Source organism: Actinomadura meridiana (genome assembly GCF_039537545.1).
GTDB lineage: Bacteria > Actinomycetota > Actinomycetes > Streptosporangiales > Streptosporangiaceae > Spirillospora > Spirillospora meridiana.
Window position 1 is genome coordinate 312,664 of sequence record NZ_BAABAS010000026.1, and the last position, 15,818, is coordinate 328,481.

14 protein-coding genes and 2 pseudogenes are annotated in these 15,818 nt (G+C 73.0%); 5 read left to right on the forward strand and 11 right to left on the reverse strand.

The genetic code is table 11. The annotated features are described in order from the left end of the window. The first annotated feature begins 66 nt into the window (after positions 1-66). A complete protein-coding gene (locus ABD808_RS33380; RefSeq protein WP_344905663.1) occupies positions 67-1,206 on the forward strand; it encodes an Mrp/NBP35 family ATP-binding protein in 1,140 nt (379 codons plus the stop codon). Between the two features lie 202 nt (positions 1,207-1,408). Here the strand turns inward: ABD808_RS33380 and ABD808_RS33385 are convergent, their stop codons facing one another. The 5 genes and pseudogenes from ABD808_RS33385 to sigE form a co-directional block, all read right to left on the reverse strand. Next, complete coding sequence (locus ABD808_RS33385; RefSeq protein ID WP_344905668.1) at positions 1,409-1,765, reverse strand: sec-independent translocase; 357 nt, start codon at positions 1,763-1,765, stop codon at positions 1,409-1,411. 107 nt (positions 1,766-1,872) lie between these two features. Next, positions 1,873-3,645, reverse strand: a complete 1,773-nt coding sequence (locus ABD808_RS33390) for a S1C family serine protease (RefSeq protein WP_344905670.1) — start codon at positions 3,643-3,645, stop codon at positions 1,873-1,875. Between the two features lie 91 nt (positions 3,646-3,736). After that, on the reverse strand, positions 3,737-4,843 hold the full coding sequence (locus tag ABD808_RS33395; RefSeq protein ID WP_344905673.1) for a hypothetical protein: 1,107 nt from the start codon (positions 4,841-4,843) through the stop codon (positions 3,737-3,739). After that, positions 4,840-5,496 carry an anti-sigma factor family protein gene (locus ABD808_RS33400; RefSeq protein WP_344905676.1) on the reverse strand — a complete coding sequence of 219 codons (657 nt, stop codon included), beginning with the start codon at positions 5,494-5,496 and terminating at the stop codon, positions 4,840-4,842. The genes ABD808_RS33395 and ABD808_RS33400 overlap by 4 nt, the downstream gene beginning before the upstream one ends. A 239-nt stretch (positions 5,497-5,735) precedes the next feature. Further along, positions 5,736-6,347 (reverse strand): annotated as a pseudogene (gene sigE, locus ABD808_RS33405) (RNA polymerase sigma factor SigE); the annotation flags it as partial. A 252-nt stretch (positions 6,348-6,599) separates the two neighbouring features. Between sigE and ABD808_RS33410 the strand changes: the two are divergent. Beyond that, the gene (locus ABD808_RS33410; RefSeq protein ID WP_344905679.1) at positions 6,600-7,202 is read left to right on the forward strand and encodes an O-methyltransferase; all 603 of its coding nucleotides are present in this window, start codon (positions 6,600-6,602) and stop codon (positions 7,200-7,202) included. Positions 7,203-7,244: 42 nt separating this feature from the next. On the opposite strand, the gene ABD808_RS33415 is transcribed toward ABD808_RS33410, so the two are convergent. Both ABD808_RS33415 and ABD808_RS33420 read right to left on the reverse strand, forming a co-directional pair. Continuing rightward, a complete protein-coding gene (locus tag ABD808_RS33415) occupies positions 7,245-8,750 on the reverse strand; it encodes a leucyl aminopeptidase (protein ID WP_344905682.1) in 1,506 nt (501 codons plus the stop codon). 113 nt (positions 8,751-8,863) lie between these two features. Next, a complete protein-coding gene (locus tag ABD808_RS33420; protein WP_083946426.1) occupies positions 8,864-9,031 on the reverse strand; it encodes a DUF3117 domain-containing protein in 168 nt (55 codons plus the stop codon). Between the two features lie 200 nt (positions 9,032-9,231). Here ABD808_RS33420 and ABD808_RS33425 point away from each other — a divergent pair, with 200 nt between their 5' ends. The 3 genes and pseudogenes from ABD808_RS33425 (at position 9,232) to ABD808_RS33435 (ending at position 12,635) form a co-directional block, all read left to right on the forward strand. After that, entirely contained in the window at positions 9,232-10,017 is a 786-nt protein-coding gene (locus tag ABD808_RS33425; RefSeq protein ID WP_344905687.1) for an enoyl-CoA hydratase-related protein, read from the forward strand. Between the two features lie 100 nt (positions 10,018-10,117). Beyond that, a pseudogene (locus ABD808_RS38720) lies at positions 10,118-10,630 on the forward strand (ABC transporter ATP-binding protein); the annotation flags it as partial. A gap of 160 nt (positions 10,631-10,790) precedes the next feature. Continuing rightward, the gene (locus ABD808_RS33435; protein WP_344905689.1) at positions 10,791-12,635 is read left to right on the forward strand and encodes an FtsX-like permease family protein; all 1,845 of its coding nucleotides are present in this window, start codon (positions 10,791-10,793) and stop codon (positions 12,633-12,635) included. Between the two features lie 26 nt (positions 12,636-12,661). Here the strand turns inward: ABD808_RS33435 and ABD808_RS33440 are convergent, their stop codons facing one another. From ABD808_RS33440 to ABD808_RS33455, 4 genes are all read right to left on the reverse strand, one after another. Further along, positions 12,662-13,237: a DNA-3-methyladenine glycosylase I gene (locus tag ABD808_RS33440; protein ID WP_344905691.1), complete on the reverse strand. Its 576-nt coding sequence runs from the start codon at positions 13,235-13,237 to the stop codon at positions 12,662-12,664. 30 nt (positions 13,238-13,267) lie between these two features. Further along, the gene (locus ABD808_RS33445; protein WP_344905694.1) at positions 13,268-13,696 is read right to left on the reverse strand and encodes an SRPBCC family protein; all 429 of its coding nucleotides are present in this window, start codon (positions 13,694-13,696) and stop codon (positions 13,268-13,270) included. Beyond that, on the reverse strand, positions 13,693-14,106 hold the full coding sequence (locus ABD808_RS33450) for a hypothetical protein (protein ID WP_344905697.1): 414 nt from the start codon (positions 14,104-14,106) through the stop codon (positions 13,693-13,695). The genes ABD808_RS33445 and ABD808_RS33450 overlap by 4 nt, the downstream gene beginning before the upstream one ends. 184 nt (positions 14,107-14,290) lie before the next feature. Beyond that, positions 14,291-15,697, reverse strand: coding sequence for an alkaline phosphatase PhoX (locus ABD808_RS33455; protein ID WP_344905699.1), 1,407 nt, complete (start codon positions 15,695-15,697; stop codon positions 14,291-14,293). Positions 15,698-15,818: the final 121 nt, after the last annotated feature.

The window sequence follows — 15,818 nt, forward strand, 5'->3', positions numbered from 1 at the left end:
TGAACGTGCCGCAGAGCACGCCACCCTGATTGGCAGGGAACGGCCTCCGGTTCATACCATGGGGGCATGGCCTCCCTGTTGACGACCGAGCAGGTGACCGCGGCTCTGGCCACGGTGATCGATCCTGAGATCCGCAAGCCCATCACCGAGCTCGACATGGTCAAGGACATCGACATCGCCTCGGACGGCACCGTCCGCGTCGGCGTCTACCTGACCGTGGCGGGGTGTCCGATGAAGGACACCATCACCAAGAACGTCCGGGAGGCCGTGTCGAAGCTGGACGGCGCCTCCACCGTCCAGGTCGAACTGGACGTGATGAGCGAGGAGCAGCGCAAGGACCTCCAGACCAAGCTGCGCGGCGGCGAACCGGCCAAGGAGATCCCCTTCGCCAAGCCGAACTCGCTGACCCGCGTGTACGCGGTGGCCAGCGGCAAGGGCGGCGTCGGCAAGTCGTCGGTGACCGTGAACCTCGCCGCCGCGCTCGCCGCGCAGGGCCGCAAGGTCGGCGTCGTGGACGCCGACATCTACGGCCACTCCGTCCCCCGGATGCTTGGCGTGGACGCCTCGCCCACCAAGGTCCAGGACATGATCATGCCGCCGTCCGCGCATGACGTGAAGGTCATCTCCGTCGGCATGTTCACCGCCGGGAACCAGCCCGTCGTGTGGCGCGGCCCGATGCTGCACCGGGCCCTCCAGCAGTTCCTCGCGGACGTCTACTGGGGCGACCTCGACATCCTCCTCATGGACCTCCCGCCCGGCACCGGCGACATCGCGATCTCCGTGGCGCAACTACTGCCGTCCGCCGAGATCCTCGTGGTCACGACCCCACAACAGGCCGCGGCGGAGGTAGCCGAACGGGCCGGAGCCATCTCCGCCCAAACCCACCAGCAGGTCGTCGGTGTGATCGAGAACATGTCGTACCTGACCTGCCCGCACTGCGGCGAACGCCAGCACATCTTCGGCGAGGGCGGCGGCCAGCGCGTCGCGGACGCCCTCACCAAGACCCTCGGCACCCGCGTCCCCGTCCTCGGCCAGGTCCAGATCGACCCGCGCCTCCGCGAGGGCGGCGACACGGGCGTCCCTCTGGTCCTCTCCGACCCCGACGCCGAGGCCGCCAAGGAACTCCGCACCATCGCCGACACCCTCGCCGGCCGATCCCGAGGCCTCGCAGGAATGTCCCTGGGCATAGCCCCCACACCCAAGTAGCCCAGCCACCGTCCTGGTACAGAACCCCCGCCACCGTCACGGGTTGTGCGGCCGGAGGCGCTTCAGCGCCGTAGGTCGCACGACCCGCCGACGCAGGCGACCGCAGCGACGTAAGCGAACCGCGACAGGCCCCAGAACCGCGACAACGGCGTGAGGATCGCCTGCGTCGCGACGGGGGTTCCAGGGGGTCGCCCCCTGGGAGTTACGTGGCTTCGGGGTCGTACGGGGGGCGTTCGCCGTAGGCGAGTTCGGGCTCTCTTGCTGTTTTGGCGTAGGTGGGGTCGTCGTCGAAGAGGCCGGACTTGCCGTTGAGGAAGTCGTCGCCGTCTTCGAAGAGGTGTTTGCGGACGAACGTCTTCGGGTTGAGGTCGGCGATGTCGAAGTCCTTGAACTCCGGGCCGAGGCCTTCCTGAAGGTCGGCCTTGGCCGAGTTCGCCATCTCGCGGAACTGACGCAGCATCCGGCCCGCCTGACCGGCGACCTGGGGCAGCTTGTCACCGAAGATGACCAGGGCGAGCACGACGAGAACCGCCATCTCACCAAGTCCGACGTCGAACACCCGTCCTCCACAAACCGCCGCAGGGGACCGACCCGAACCAGGGCCGGTCCCCACAGCGTATCCTCAGCTCGGATGACGCCGACATGAACATCCTGCCCAGATCGGTGTCATTGCGAGCCCAGTATGACGTCCACCGTGCTCTCCCTGCCGCCGCGACGGTAGGTGACCTTGATGCGGTCGCCGGGGGCGCGGCTGCGAATCTGCGCGATCAGGTCGGTGGCGTCCTCGATCGGACGGCTGTCCACGGCCGTGATCACGTCGCCGGGCTTGAGGCCCGCCTTGTCGGCGGGGCCGCCCTTGGTGACGGGGTCCTGGCCGTTGACGGCCTGCGGCATGATCCGGGCGCCGCCCTCCTGGTAGCGGGGGTCGGGCAGGACGCCGAGCTTGGCCTGCCGCACGCTGCCCGTCCGGATGATCTCCTCGGCGACCCGCTTGCCCTGGTTGATCGGGATCGCGAAGCCGAGGCCGATGCTGCCGCTCTGCTGTTCGCCGCCGAGGCCCTGCCCGCCGAGGGTGGCGATGGCGGTGTTGATGCCGATCACGCGGCCCTTCGCGTCCACCAGCGGTCCGCCCGAGTTGCCGGGGTTGATCGCGGCGTCGGTCTGGATCGCGTTGAGGTAGGACAGGTCGGAGCCGCCGCCCTCGCCCTGCGTGGGCACGGCGCGGTTCAGGGAGCTGACGATGCCGGTGGTGACCGAGCCCTGGAGGCCGAGCGGCGAGCCGATCGCGATCACCGGGTCGCCGACGGCGATCTTGCTGGAGTCGCCGATGGGGAGGGCGGGCAGCGAGTGCTGGCCCTCGGGCTTGAGGACGGCGACGTCCGAGCTGGCGTCGGTGCCCTTGACGGACGCGGGCAGCGTCTTCTTGTCGTTGAAGACGATCTGGATCCGGCCGCCCTGGGCGCCCGCCACGACGTGGTTGTTGGTGATGACGTAGCCGCCGTTGACGATGAAGCCGGTGCCGCCGACCTCGCCCTGCGAGGACTGCACGCGGATCATCACCACGCTGGGCAGCATGCGCTGCGCGACGCCCGCGACGGAGTCCGGCGGGCGGGCCTGGACGTCGGATCCGCTGCTGTCGCTGCCGCCGAGGCTCACCGAGCCGCCGTCGTCGCTGTCGGTCGCGATGACGCCGACTCCGGCGCCGACCGCGCCCGCCACCAGCGCGATGATCAGGGCGACGACCGCGAAGATGCCGAGGCCGGGGCCGCCGCGCGACGAGGACGGGGGCGCCGGGACGGGCGCCCAGTTCGGACCGCCGCCCATGGGCGGCATCCCGAATCCGCCCATCGGGCGGGGGCCGCCGGGTGGCGGCGGACCCATCGGCGCGGGCGGGGGGCCCATCGGCGGGCCGCCCGGGCCGCCCGGGGCGGGCGGCGGGCCCTGGTGGGACTCGTGCGGCCAGCCGCCGCCGTAGGGCTGCCGCGGGTGCGCGGCCCTCGGGTCCTGGTCGTACGGGACGAACCCGGGCCGTCCGCGGTCGGGTTCCGCGATGGGCTTGTCGAGCGGGACGGGCGGCGGCTGCGGCATGTCGTGGGGCGGCGCGTCCTGCACGGGCACCTCGCGGGGCCCCATGTCGGCCTGGACGTCGCGGGGGAGCACGTCCTCGCTGGTGTCCGGGGGGTCGCCGAGGGTGTCGGGCGGGGCGAAGCCGCCCGCGACCAGGCGGTCGCCATGGTCGGTCTCGCGCGCCTCGGACTCGCGCGCCTCGGCTTCGGGCTCGGCGTCAGGCTCGGGCTCCGGTTCGGGCTCGTCCTGCTCCAGGGGGATCTCCTGGTCCGTCACCGTCTCGGGAGGAGCCGCCTCCTGTCGTTCAGGTTCGGAGACGATCTCGTCGTCCTCCGAGGGAGCCCTGAACGGCCCGCGGTTGTCATCGGTCATCCCAGTCTCTCCTACGAGCAGGTCTCGTTATCCATGCTCATCGTGCCCGGCGGAGCATGTGGAGAGCATAAGACCTCCGACGGCTGAATGATCAGTCGAACGGGTTGACGGTGGAGCCGAGACGGCGGGCCCCGCGCGACACCCGCGCCCAGAACGAGGTGGTGTGGCGGGGCAGGCTGGCGGCGGCCGCGTCGGCCGTGCTCAGGGGCGCGTCGGTCAGCACCGTGTAGACGTAGCCGTCGCCCGCGGACACCGCCCAGCGCCGCAGGGACTCGCGGTGGAACACCGTCCGGCCGTGCCGGGAAATCCGCTGCCAGCCGGACATGGCCTGCTCGTCGAGCCTGCCGCGCTGCACGAAGACGGACACGGACGCGAGGCCGTCGGAGTAGCTGAGGTGGACGGCGCCGCCGCCGGAGTCGCGGCGCACGTCGTGGAGGGCGAGGCGCCCCGGCAGGTCGTTCGGGACGGGCCAGCCGTCGTCGCGGAGGTCGGCGATGCCGGCACGATCCAGCCGCTCGCCCCACGCGGCCGCCACGCCCGGGGAACCGGTGGTCTCGGCGGGGCCGGGGAAGCGGGCGGTGCCGCCCCGGGGCCCGCCGAGGCTGTAGGGGGCGGGCCGCTTCGACGGCACCGTGTAGCTGATCTCGTTGAAACCGCTGGCGACGACGGGATGCCCGGTGGCGTCGATCAGCTCGCGGCGCAGCAGCAGGCCGGTGTCGGCGTCGATCCAGAACCGTCCGGCGGGGGTGCCGTTCTCGCGGCGCGCCTCGACGACGTGGGCGCGGCGGGCGCAGACGGTCGCGTCGGCGGCGCGGCCCACCGAGTAGTTGCTGGTCAGCAGGTCGAGGGTCGCGGTGGTGAGGGCGGTGGCGTCCCGCGCGCCGTAGCGGACGCTCTCGCCGGGCCCGACGTCCTCGGGCGCGTACGACACGTCCCCGGGCGCGTGCGACACGACGGCGCTGGACGTGGCGGACCGGGTGCGGCTCCACGTCGTCAGGAAACGCCTGCCCTCGTAGGGGACGCGGCGGGCGGCGTCGGCGGCGGCGCGCAGCAGGCGGACCGCGCCGGGATCGCTGCGGACGCGGCGCGGCTGGGCCGGGTCACCGGCGAGCGCGGCGGCCAGCGCGAGCGCGCCGGCAAGCCCGCACACCAGGACGGATCGGCGCCGTCCCGGCCGGGTCACGGTCTTCGCGATCACGGCCCTGGGGAGACCTGGACCTGGTTGACCGGGTCGGTGAGCGGATCGGTGACGGGGGCGTCGCCGGACGTCAGCGCGTGCTCGACGGCGAACCTGTCGAACGCGGGGCTGACCGGCGGGGCGTTGTCGGCGCCACCGGCGGCGTACGACGCGGCGCCGAGCCCGATGAACAGGGTCGCGGCGCCGACGACGAGGTAACGGCGCCGGGGATGGACGTGCAGCACGGCGGCGCGCCCGGCCGGACGGGAGTCGCGGGGGCGCGCGGCGGACGCCACGGACACCGGACGGCCCACCGGGCGCATCGGCCGCGACGGGCGCGTGGAACCGGCCGCCGGGACATCGGCGAGCGGAACCAGGTCGGGGACGGTGTCGCCGGGGTCGGTGGAGCCCCCGGCGGCGGAGCCAGCGGCGGCGGGCAGGGCGCGCAGTCTGGTCAGGAAGTCGGGGGACGGAAGGTCGTCGGTGGCCTCGGCCGCGTCGCCGCGGGCCTGGTGGTCCGACAGCCCGCGCAGGCGCCCCTTGAGCTTGCGCAGCGAGGCGACCTCGTCCCTGCACTGGTCGCAGCACGCGAGGTGGGCCAGCGCGCGGTCGCGCTCCTCATGGCCCAGCTCACCGTCGACCAGAGCGGTCAGACGCTCCCCCAGACAACTCACGCGGCCTCCGTCTTTCCGTCCTGTCGTCCGCGCGGTCCCGTACCGCGCGGTGAGCACTGCTCTACCCAAGCACTGCCTTACACGCCCTCCGGCTGCGGGCGGGTGCCGCCTGCCGCGTGCAGGCCCCCGTCCACCGCGCCGGTCACCAGGCTCGTCTCGGAGCCCGTCTCACGGCCGTCCGGCGCCGCGACCTCCGCGGCCTCGGCGGCCTGGAAGTCGTTGCGGGTGCCCGGGCGGCGCCGCGTGGGCGCCCGGTGCTCCAGCGCGGCGCGCAGCTGGGCGCGCCCGCGGTGGATGCGACTGCGCACGGTGCCGAGCTTGACACCGAGTGTGGCGGAGATCTCCTCGTAGGACAGGCCCTCGATGTCGCACAGCACCACGGCCGCGCGGTACTCGGGGGCCAGCGCGTCCAGCGCGGCCTGCACGTCGGCGTCGAAGTTGCTGTCGTCGAACGCCTGCGCCGGGGTCGGCTCGCGGCCCTGGAGACGTTCGGCGGCGTCGTCGGCGAGGCCCTCGAACCGGATGCGCTGGCGGCGCCGCGCCATGTCGAGGAACAGGTTCGTGGTGATTCGGTGCAGCCAGCCTTCGAACGTCCCCGGGGTGTAGTTCGACAGGGACCTGAAGACTCGAACGAAGACCTCCTGCGTGAGATCTTCGGCGTCGTGTTGGTTACCGGTCAGCCGGTACGCGAGCCGGTAGACGCGCCCGGAGTGCTCGCGGACGACCTCGTCCCAGGAGGGCGGCGCCCATTCTGCCTCGGGGGCGTTCTCGCGAGTGCCCGCGGCGCTACCCAACCCCTGCCTGGGGCCGACCCCCACAGCGCTTCTGAAACTGAGTGCTGCGACTCCCATGGTGCCGGGCTGTTCCTCTCTCGTGAGCCAAGGTCTCGCCTTGGAACGGCACGGTCTCGCCTGGGCTGGGGCGGTTCTGGACCGACTCGGTTCTCGTTGCTCGAACCCGCGCATGGCGGGTTCCTACACCGATCACAACGCACTGAAACTCCGGTTGGTTCCCCGTCAACGATATGGTCTCTTCCAGCAGGAGCCAGGCGGGGGGCCCGCGAGGAGGCAGCCATCGACGCAGATCAGGCCACTGTGGCCTATGTGGAGGAGTTCCTCCCCGAGGACGAGCCGCTCCAGGACGCCAGGCGTCGCGGGCGCGAGATCGGCGCGACGCCGATCGGTCCCGCGGGCGGCGCGACGCTGCGTTTCGTCGCGACGCTGATCGGCGCGCGGACGGTCGTGGAGGTCGGTTCCGGCTGCGGCGTCTCCGGCATCTACCTGATGCGCGGGATGGCGAAGGACGCGGTGCTGACGACCGTCGACATCGAGCCCGAGCACCAGCGGCTGGCCAAGCAGGCCTACCAGGAGGCGGGCCTCGGCTCCTTCCGCACCCGGATGATCACCGGGCCCGCGCTGGAGGTGCTGCCGCGGCTCACCGACGGCGCCTACGACATGGTGTTCTGCGACGCGCAGAAGCGCGAGTACCCCGAGTATCTGACGGACGCGCTGCGGCTGCTGCGGCCCGGCGGCGTCGTGGCGTTCGACAACGCGCTGTGGGGTGGGCAGGTCGCCCGTCCCGAACGGCGCGGCCCGGAGACCGACGCGATCCGGGAGGTGCACCGGATGGTCCGCGACGACGACCGGCTCGTCCCGCTGCTGGTCCCGGTCGGCGACGGCCTGCTGTGCGCCGTGAAACGCGACTAGCCGAGGTCAGCGCGACCAGCCGCAGGGCGGGCGGTCAGACGATCAGGCGGTCAGCCAGGTCAGGAGCAGGCGGGCGCCGAACCCGGTCGCGCCGCGGGTGAGCTCGGCGTCCTCGGACAGGGCGCGTCCCGGCCCGGCGATGTCCAGGTGCGCCCACGCGCGGTCGCCGACGAACTCGCGCAGGAACAGCGCGGCGGTGATGGAGCCGCCGCCGTAGCCGCCGCGCCCGATGTTGGCGACGTCGGCGACGCCCGAGTCGATCGCGGCGCGGTAGTCGTCGACGAGCGGCAGCCGCCACACCGGTTCGCCCGCCGCGGCGCCCGCCCCGGTGAGGGCCCCGGCGAGGGCGTCGTCGGTGGCGAACAGCGCCGCGTGCCGCAGGCCGAGCGCGACCTTCGCCGCGCCGGTCAGCGTGGCGACGTCGACGATCACGTCGGGGTCGAGTTCGGCGTCGGCGTAGGCGAGGGCGTCGGCGAGGACGAGCCGCCCCTCGGCGTCGGTGTTCAGGACCTCCGAGGTCGTCCCGCCGTGGTGGGCGATGACGTCGCCGGGCCGCATGGCCGACCCGGACGGCATGTTCTCGGCGGCGGCGACCAGCCCGGTGACGCGGGCGCGGACGCCGAGGCCGCGCAGCGCGCTCATGGCGGCGATTACGGCGGCGCCACCCGCCATGTCGGTCTTCATCGTCTTCATGCCGTCGTTCGGCTTGAGCGACAGGCCGCCGCTGTCGAACGTGATGCCCTTCCCGACCAGCACCACATGCCGTTCGGCGGGCTCGTCCGGGACGTAGGACAGCTGGATCAACCGGGGCGGCCGGGACGACCCGCCGCCGACCGCGAGAAGACCGCCGAAGCCCTCGTCGGCCAACTCCTTCTCGCCCCGGACGCGAACGCTGAGGCCGGAGTCGGCGGCCGCGAGCCGGGCCTGCTCGGCGAGCCAGGACGGGTCCTTCTCGCTGGACGGGGTGTTGGCGAGGTCGCGGGCCAGGGCGGTGGCGCGGGCCCGTGTGGTGCCGAGCGCGATGGCGGGCGCGTCCGACTCGGGCCCGGCCTCGGTGAGGACGGCGAGCGTGCCGAGCGCACGTTTCGCGGGCGGGGCCCCGATCTTGAACTCGTAGGACGCGAGCAGCGCGCCCTCGACGAACGCGGCGAGATCACCGGCGGGGACGCCCGCGACGAGGGCCTTCCGTCCCTTGCCCCGGCGGGCCAACGCGGCACCGGCCCTGCGCAGGTCGGCCGGGGCCGCGGCGCCCACCCCGTACAGCAGCAGTTCCCGCATCCGGTCGCCGACCCGGACCTGGGTCGCGACGATTTCGCCCGGCTCGCCCTTGGCCTGGTGCAGCTCCAGCAGCTCGTCCAGCGTGAACGGCAGCGAGGCGGCCACCTCGGCCACGGGCGCGACCGGCCCCGACCTGTCACCTGTGGAGGGCCGACCCCCCGCACCCGCCGGAACGGCCCGGACCGGAACCGCGACGACCTCGGCCCGAAGCTCGGTCGCGGTCTGGGACACGGTGCCGCCGGCCCCGTGGATGCGAGTCTCGATGGGCATGGCGGCGAATCCCCCAGTAGGTTGGGCGGGCGGTCGTTTCTGGTGCGGGAAATGGCAAGGGCCCCGGCGAAGTCGCCGGGACCGTCACCAACAAGCGGGGAACGGCGATGCCGTCAGCCCACGACGCCCTTGAGGGCCTCGCCGAGCTCCTTAGCCTCGTCGGCGGACAGCTCGACCACGAGGCGGCCACCGCCTTCGAGTGGGACCCGCATGACGATTCCGCGTCCCTCCTTGGTCACTTCGAGCGGACCGTCTCCTGTCCGCGGCTTCATCGCCGCCATGCGTATCCCCTTCCTGCGTAGGGCCGCGGCCTTCGCACACCGTTGGCCGCGTGGCCGCGTGTCGCATCCGCGTCTTCAGTAGTGGTCCATTATCTCGTCTTCCGGGCGCGAAGTGGTAACGATCAGCCTCCAGAACGGAAGCCAGGGGCATGAACGGCAGGTGGGAAGATCTTCCGGGGACCCCGATTGGGAGGACAACGATGGCCGAGACCGTGCTGTACGACGTCACCGACGGCGTGGGGACGATCACACTCAACCGTCCGGACGGAATGAACGCGCTGACGGTCGAGATGAAGGAGCTGCTGCGGGCGACGATCGTGCGGGCGGCCACCGATCCGGCGGCCCGCGCGGTGATCCTCACGGGCGCGGGCCGTGCGTTCTGCGCCGGACAGGACCTGCGGGAGCACGCCGACAACCTCGCCGCCGGGCGGGGCCTGGACGGCACCGTCCGCAAGCACTACAACCCGATCGCGCTGGCGATCGCGGGGATGCGCAAGCCGGTGGTGGCGGCGGTGAACGGCGTCGCGGCCGGGGCGGGCGCCTCGCTGGCGTTCGCGTCCGACCTGATCGTCGCGTCCGACAAGGCCCGGTTCGCGACCGCGTTCACCGGCATCGGCCTCGCGCCCGACAGCGGCATGTCCTGGACGTTGCAGCGGCTCGTCGGCCGCGCGAAGGCGGCCGAGCTGCTGCTGCTCGGCGAGGCGGTGAAGGCGGAGGAGGCGCTGAGACTGGGGCTGGTGAACCGGGTGGTCCCGGCGGACGAGCTGGCCCCGGCGGCGGTGGAGCTGGCCGCGCGCCTCGCGGCGGGCCCGACGGTCGCCTACGGCGCGGTGAAGGCGGCGCTCGACTTCGCCGCGTCGCACGGCCTGGCGTCCGCGCTGGAGCGGGAGGCGGAACTCCAGGACGAGTGCGAGAAGACCGACGACCACCACAACGCGACCGAAGCCTTCCTGAACAAGCGGCAGCCCACCTTCGAGGGCCACTAGCCTCGGGCCCTCCACCCGGAGGGTGGTGGGGGCTTCCCCACCAGGCATTCGGGAGCGCGCGTCAGTGTGCGCGGGCGGCGCGCGGAGTTTGCTTGAGGGCATGTCCCACGCAACCGCCGCGCCCCACGCCGGGCAGCTCCACGACCATGTCGCCGTCGCCCGCGACCTGGTCAAGTCCTATGGGGCGGGCCACGGCGCGGTGACCGCGCTGCGGGGCGTCTCGGCGACGTTCCCGCGCGGCAGGTTCACCGCGATCATGGGCCCCTCCGGGTCGGGCAAGTCGACGTTCCTGCACTGCATGGCCGGGTTGGACGCGGTGTCGTCCGGCTCGGTGCTCATCGGCGACGTCGACATCACGAAGCTGTCGCGGACGGCGCTGACCAAACTGCGCCGCGACCGGCTCGGGTTCGTGTTCCAGTCGTTCAACCTGCTGCCGATGCTGACGGCGGAGGAGAACATCCGGCTCACCGGACGGCTCGGGAACCGGCGGGCCGACCAGCGGTGGTTCGACACGATCGTGGACGCCCTCGGCCTGCGGGACCGGCTGCGGCACCGTCCGAGCGAGCTGTCGGGCGGGCAGCAGCAGCGGGTCGCGGTGGCGCGGGCGCTGCTCGGCACCGGCGGCGGTCGCCGGGACCATCGCGTCCCCCGCCACCGCCGCGACGCCCGGCCGTCCGGCGACGCGGTCGAGCGGCACCTGCCCCGCGAAACTGCGCGCCGACCTCGCCCGCGACCTGCGCGGCCAGGACGTCAACGTCCGCACCGCCGCCGGGGTGCGCGAGGCGCAGTCGGCCACCCTCGACTCGGCGGGCGTCTCGATCGGCGGCTCGCTGGGCATGCTCGCGTCCCTCGCCGTGTTCGTCGGCCTGTTCGTCATCGCCAACACGTTCGGCACGCTGGTCCGGCAGCGGACCCGGCGGCTCGCGCTGCTCAGTGCGATCGGCGCCACTCCCCGCCAGATCAGACGGCTGATCCGGCTGGAGGCGCTGGCGCTCGGCCTCGTCGCGTCCGTCGGCGGCGTCCTGCTCGGCTACCCGGTGGCGGGCCTGCTCACCGACCTGTTCGCCAAGGACGGCTTCGACATCTCGGTCGCCGACATGAACGTCGGCTGGATCGCGCTCACCGGGCCGTCCGCCGCCGGGATCCTCGTCACCCAGCTCGCCGCGTGGCGCGCGGCCCGCAGGGCGTCCCGGATCGCGCCGTTGGAGGCCCTGCGGACCGCGAGCACCGACGCGGTCGGACGACGCTGGCCCCGGATCCTCGGCGCCCTCGCGGTGTTCGCCTGCGCGGGGCTGTTCGTCGGCGGGGTGTTCGGGATCAGGTCCGAGGAGCCGCCGGGCGTCGAGCGCACCGCCGGTGTCACCGTGATGACCCTGATGGGGGCCATGACGGCGGTGGCGGGGCTCGCGGTCCTCGCCCCGTTCTTCGTCGGCCCGCTCGGCGGCCTCGTCGGACGGATCGGCACGGCGTTCAGCGGGGAGGCGGGACGGCTCGCCCGCGCCACCATCACCCGCAGCCCCCGCCGGGTGTCGTCGGCCGCGTCGTCCCTCATGCTCGGCGTCGCGCTCGCCTCCGCGACCGCGCTGATCGTGCTGTCGGTGAACGCCCGCTTCGAGACCACGGGCCACCAGGTGATGGTGGCGGAGCACGCGATCGCCACGTCGCAGAAGACGGCGAACGGCCAGGCGCCGCTGCCCGCCGACACCGCCGCGAAGGCGGCGACCGCGCCCGGGGTGTCCCGCGCGATGGCGTTGACCGGCACCTCGGCCGAACTGGTCTCGCCGCCGCCGCGCCGGATCGACGCCGACGAGGCGCCGGAACCGGTGATCCTCGACGTGGCGGGCGTCGATCCGGCGGCGCTGCCGTCCGTCCTCGACCTCGGCGGGAACCTGCGGCCGCTGCGTCCCGGCGAGATCGGCGTCACCTCCACGGTCATGAAGGCGAACAAGCTGCGGAAGGGGCAGCGGGTCGTGGTGCGCGGCACCCGGGGCAAGGTCGCGTTGACGGTCGCGGGCGCCTACCACGACCCGTCCCACCTGTTCGCCGACCAGGCGATGGTGTCCACGGCCACGATGGAGCGCCTGGACCCGGGCGCGGGGACGCGGGCCGTCCTCGTCCGCGGCGGCACCCGGGACGGCATCGCCCACGCGGTCGCGAACGTGCCGGGCGCGCGGGTGCTCGACAAGTCCGGGTACGTCGAGACGGCGAAGAAGTCAATGACCAGCGGCGTTCGGGTCATCTACGGGTTCATCGGGATGGCGCTGGTCCTCGCGCTGTTCGGGATGGCCACCACGGTGTCGATGAGCGTTTCGGAACGGACCAGGGAGTTCGGGCTGCTCGGGGCGGTCGGCGCGACGGCGGCGCAGGTCCGGTCGATCGTGCGTTGGGAGGCCGCCACGGTCGTGCTGCTCGGCACGCTGCTCGGCCTCGGCGCCGCGCTCGGCACGGGCGTCGCACTGCACTTCGGCACGGGCAGCTCGTTCTTCACGCCGAACCCGCCCTGGTGGCTGGTGCCCACCGTCATCGCGGGCGCGGCGGTGGTCACGCTGGCGACGTCCGTCCTTCCGGCCCGGCGCGCCTCCACCGTGCCCGTTCTGGAGGCGGCGAAAGCAGAATGAGCAGGGCCGAATGAGGCCGCTGGGGATCAGCGGTAGGCGCCGCGGCGGTGGCAGCCGGTGAGGTGGTCGTCGACCAGGCCGCAGGCCTGCATGAGGGCGTAGGCGGTGGTGGGGCCGACGAACGTGAAGCCGTGCTTCTTCAGCTCCTTGGCCAGGGCCTTCGACCCGTCGGTGTAGGCGGGCATGTCGGCCATGTCGGCGTGCTCGGGGGCGCCCGGGTCGGCGTACTTCCAGGCGGTCGCCGCGAGGCCGCCGGGCAGGTCGAGGGCGGCGCGGGCGTTGGCGACCGCGGCCTCGATCTTGGCCCGGTTGCGGACGATCGAGGCGTCGCCCATCAGCCGCTCGACGTCGCCGGGGCCGAACGAGGCGACCTTCTCGGGGTCGAACCCGTGGAAGGCGGCACGGAAGGCGTCGCGTTTGCGGAGGATCGTCAGCCACGACAGCCCCGACTGGAACGCCTCCAGGCACAGCTTCTCGTAGAGGCCCTCGTCGTCGCGGACGGGACGCCCCCACTCCTCGTCGTGGTAGGCGACGTAGTCGGGCGCGGACAGGCCCCAGGGGCAACGGGCGAGACCGTCCTCGCCCACGATCACGGTGCTCATCCCGCCTGTTCTACCTCACGCCTCCGACGGTCACGACTCCGACAGCGCGGCGAGGCGGCGCAGGCCGAGCCGCATGAACGCCTTCACGACGGGCCCGGCGACGAGCCATCCGGCGCGGCCGAGCGGCCCGAGCGGCAGGTCGACGCGCTCGGCCCATACGACGCGGCTGCCCGTCCCTTCGGGGACGACCTTGAACCAGGCCTCGCCGCGCACCACGCGGCCGGTGTGCCGGACGGCGACGCGGCGGCCGGGCCGCCAGTCGGTGATCACCATCGTGTCGAGGAACCCGACCGGGCCGACGCCCGTCCGGGCCCGCAGCTCGGCGCCGACCTCGCGGCCACCCTCCGCGCTGGTGAACGGCATCCAGTCGGCGTGGCTGGGCCAGTCGGTCAGGAGGTCGAAGACCCGTTCGGCGGGTGCGGCGGACACCGCCTCGGCGTGGACGGCGACACGGCTCACGGCCGGTCGTCCTTGGTCAGGGGCGGCGGTGCGGCGGGCGGGTTTCCGTTCGGGGGCGGCTCGTCCAGACCGTCCAGGCCGTGGAGGGCGCCGACCGAGCCGGAGCCGTGCCGCAGGTCGTGCAGCTGCTGTTCGAGCACGGCCACGCGGGCGTCGCGCTCCGACAGGGCGTGCGCGACGCGGCGCAGCGCCTCGTCCATCACATGCGGTTGGTAACCCCAGAACGTGCGCGGAAACCGCATGTGGGCGACCTCGGCCCCGGAGAGGGGACGTCCCTCGGCGCCGAGCGGCAGCCGCGGATAGTCGGGATGGGTCTCGGCCAGCTCCCCTCCCCTGCCCATGGCGAGGACGACGACGGCGCCCAGCACGGCCACGCCCGCCAGGACGAGCACGAGCATCACGACGACCACCAGAACGCTCCGATCTGCCTTCGTTCGTCCATGTGAAGGACGATTCCCGGAACCAGATCGTGCCACGCTTCGCGGATCGGCAGGACGCGAGCGAAGACGGACGCCCGGGGAGCGCGAGCGGAGTCGCTCGCCATGGCGTCCGTCTGTGGGCGGCTCCGTCCCGCCTGACTCGGCCCCCGTCGAGTCAGCCGCGCAGGCGGTGCCAGGGGCCGGTGATGGCGAACGTCACGCCCGGGTCCGACTGCCGGTTGGCGAACAGCACGCGGCCGTCGGTGGAGAACGTCACGCCGGTGAACTCGCTGCCGTTGAGGGCGTTGCGGGCCATCGCGAACGGCTTGTTCTTGCGGGTCGTGCCGACGAGGTACTGCTCGCCGTCACCGTCCTCGGCCAGGATCACGCCGCCGCCGTACGGGGAGACGGTGATGTTGTCCGGGCCGTCGAACCGGCCGCCCGGCTTGAAGATGAGCTGGAGTTCGATCTCGTTGCTGCGCGGGTCGTACGTCCAGACCTGGCCGGCGTGGTCGGCGGCGGCGCCGTCCGACTTCTTGGAGAAGCTGCACACGAAGTACGCCTTGCCGTGGCCCCACCAGAGCCCTTCGAGCTTCTGGCTCCGCGTGATGGTGTCGAACTGCTTGCGGACGGACGTCTGCTTCGCCGACGGGTCGGGGACGGCCACCCAGCGGGCGTGCAGCCGGGTCCCGGGCTCGGTGACGAGCGACAGGTCGGGGACGTCCCGGACGTTCAGCGCCTCCAGCCGCCCTCCCTCCAGGTAGGCGTGGTAGTTGCCGCGATGGGCGCGGGGACGGAACCGGTAGAACAGGCCGAACGGCCCGGCCGCGTCCTCCGTCAGGTAGGCGGTGAGGGTGTGCGGGTCGACGGCGACGGCCTCGTGCGAGAAGCGGCCGAGTCCGGTCAGCGGGACCGGCTTGGTGCGCCTGCCGTACGGGTCGACCTCGAAGACCCAACCGTGGGTCTTGGTCTGGGCGCCGAAGCCCTCGGTCTCCTCGCAGGTCAGCCAGGTTCCCCAGGGGGTGCGGCCGCCCGCGCAGTTGGTGGACGTCCCGGCGAGGCTGACGTACTGCGCCACCAGGTCGCCGTCACGGTCCACGAGCAGGTTGGTGGTGCCGCCGTTGGCGGCCGGGTCGTAGGTCAGTTCGGGCGGCGCGACGGCGCGGGTTCCGTTGTTGCTCTGCTCGTGGTTGCGCACCAGGATCGTGGCGCCGCGCTTGCCGTTGGCGCTCTTGGCCGTGGCGGACCAGCCGGGCCAGTCGGGCGCGCCGGAGAAGTCGGGCCAGTGCGGGAAGTGGTCACGGCCACCGTGCGCGGGGAACGTGGCCGTCCCGTCATGGTGGCCGGGGACGACGACGCCGTCGGAGATGGGGTCGCCCTCCACCGACAGCGTCTTGTACGAGAAGCCCTTGGGCAGGTCCAGGACGCCCTTGGGGTCGGGGATCAGCGGGCCGTAGCCGTACGCCTCGCCGGTGTCGGCGCCGGCGGAGGTCTGGAAGATTCCGTCCAGGCTGCCGGCGAGGGCGATGGACATCGCTCCGGCCGCGCCGCCCTTGACGACTCCGCGACGGGTCACGGACATGGGCACTCCTTCACGTGAGGGGATCACGCGGGAGCCTGGTCGCCGCCCTTGAACCGCCGGTGAACGACCACCGGCCGCACGGCAAACCCCCAGGACAATCTTGTTCCGCCCCGTCCAGAGG

Excerpts from the sequence above, each read along its gene's own strand:
- ABD808_RS33380 (WP_344905663.1), top strand. The coding sequence starts at position 67 with ATGGCCTCCCTGTTGACGACCGAGCAGGTGACCGCGGCTCTGGCCACG.
- ABD808_RS33390 (WP_344905670.1), bottom strand. The coding sequence starts at position 3,645 with ATGACCGATGACAACCGCGGGCCGTTCAGGGCTCCCTCGGAGGACGAC.
- ABD808_RS33415 (WP_344905682.1), bottom strand. The coding sequence starts at position 8,750 with ATGCCCATCGAGACTCGCATCCACGGGGCCGGCGGCACCGTGTCCCAG.
- ABD808_RS33420 (WP_083946426.1), bottom strand. The coding sequence starts at position 9,031 with ATGGCGGCGATGAAGCCGCGGACAGGAGACGGTCCGCTCGAAGTGACC.
- ABD808_RS33425 (WP_344905687.1), top strand. The coding sequence starts at position 9,232 with ATGGCCGAGACCGTGCTGTACGACGTCACCGACGGCGTGGGGACGATC.
- ABD808_RS33440 (WP_344905691.1), bottom strand. The coding sequence starts at position 13,237 with ATGAGCACCGTGATCGTGGGCGAGGACGGTCTCGCCCGTTGCCCCTGG.
- ABD808_RS33455 (WP_344905699.1), bottom strand. The coding sequence starts at position 15,697 with ATGTCCGTGACCCGTCGCGGAGTCGTCAAGGGCGGCGCGGCCGGAGCG.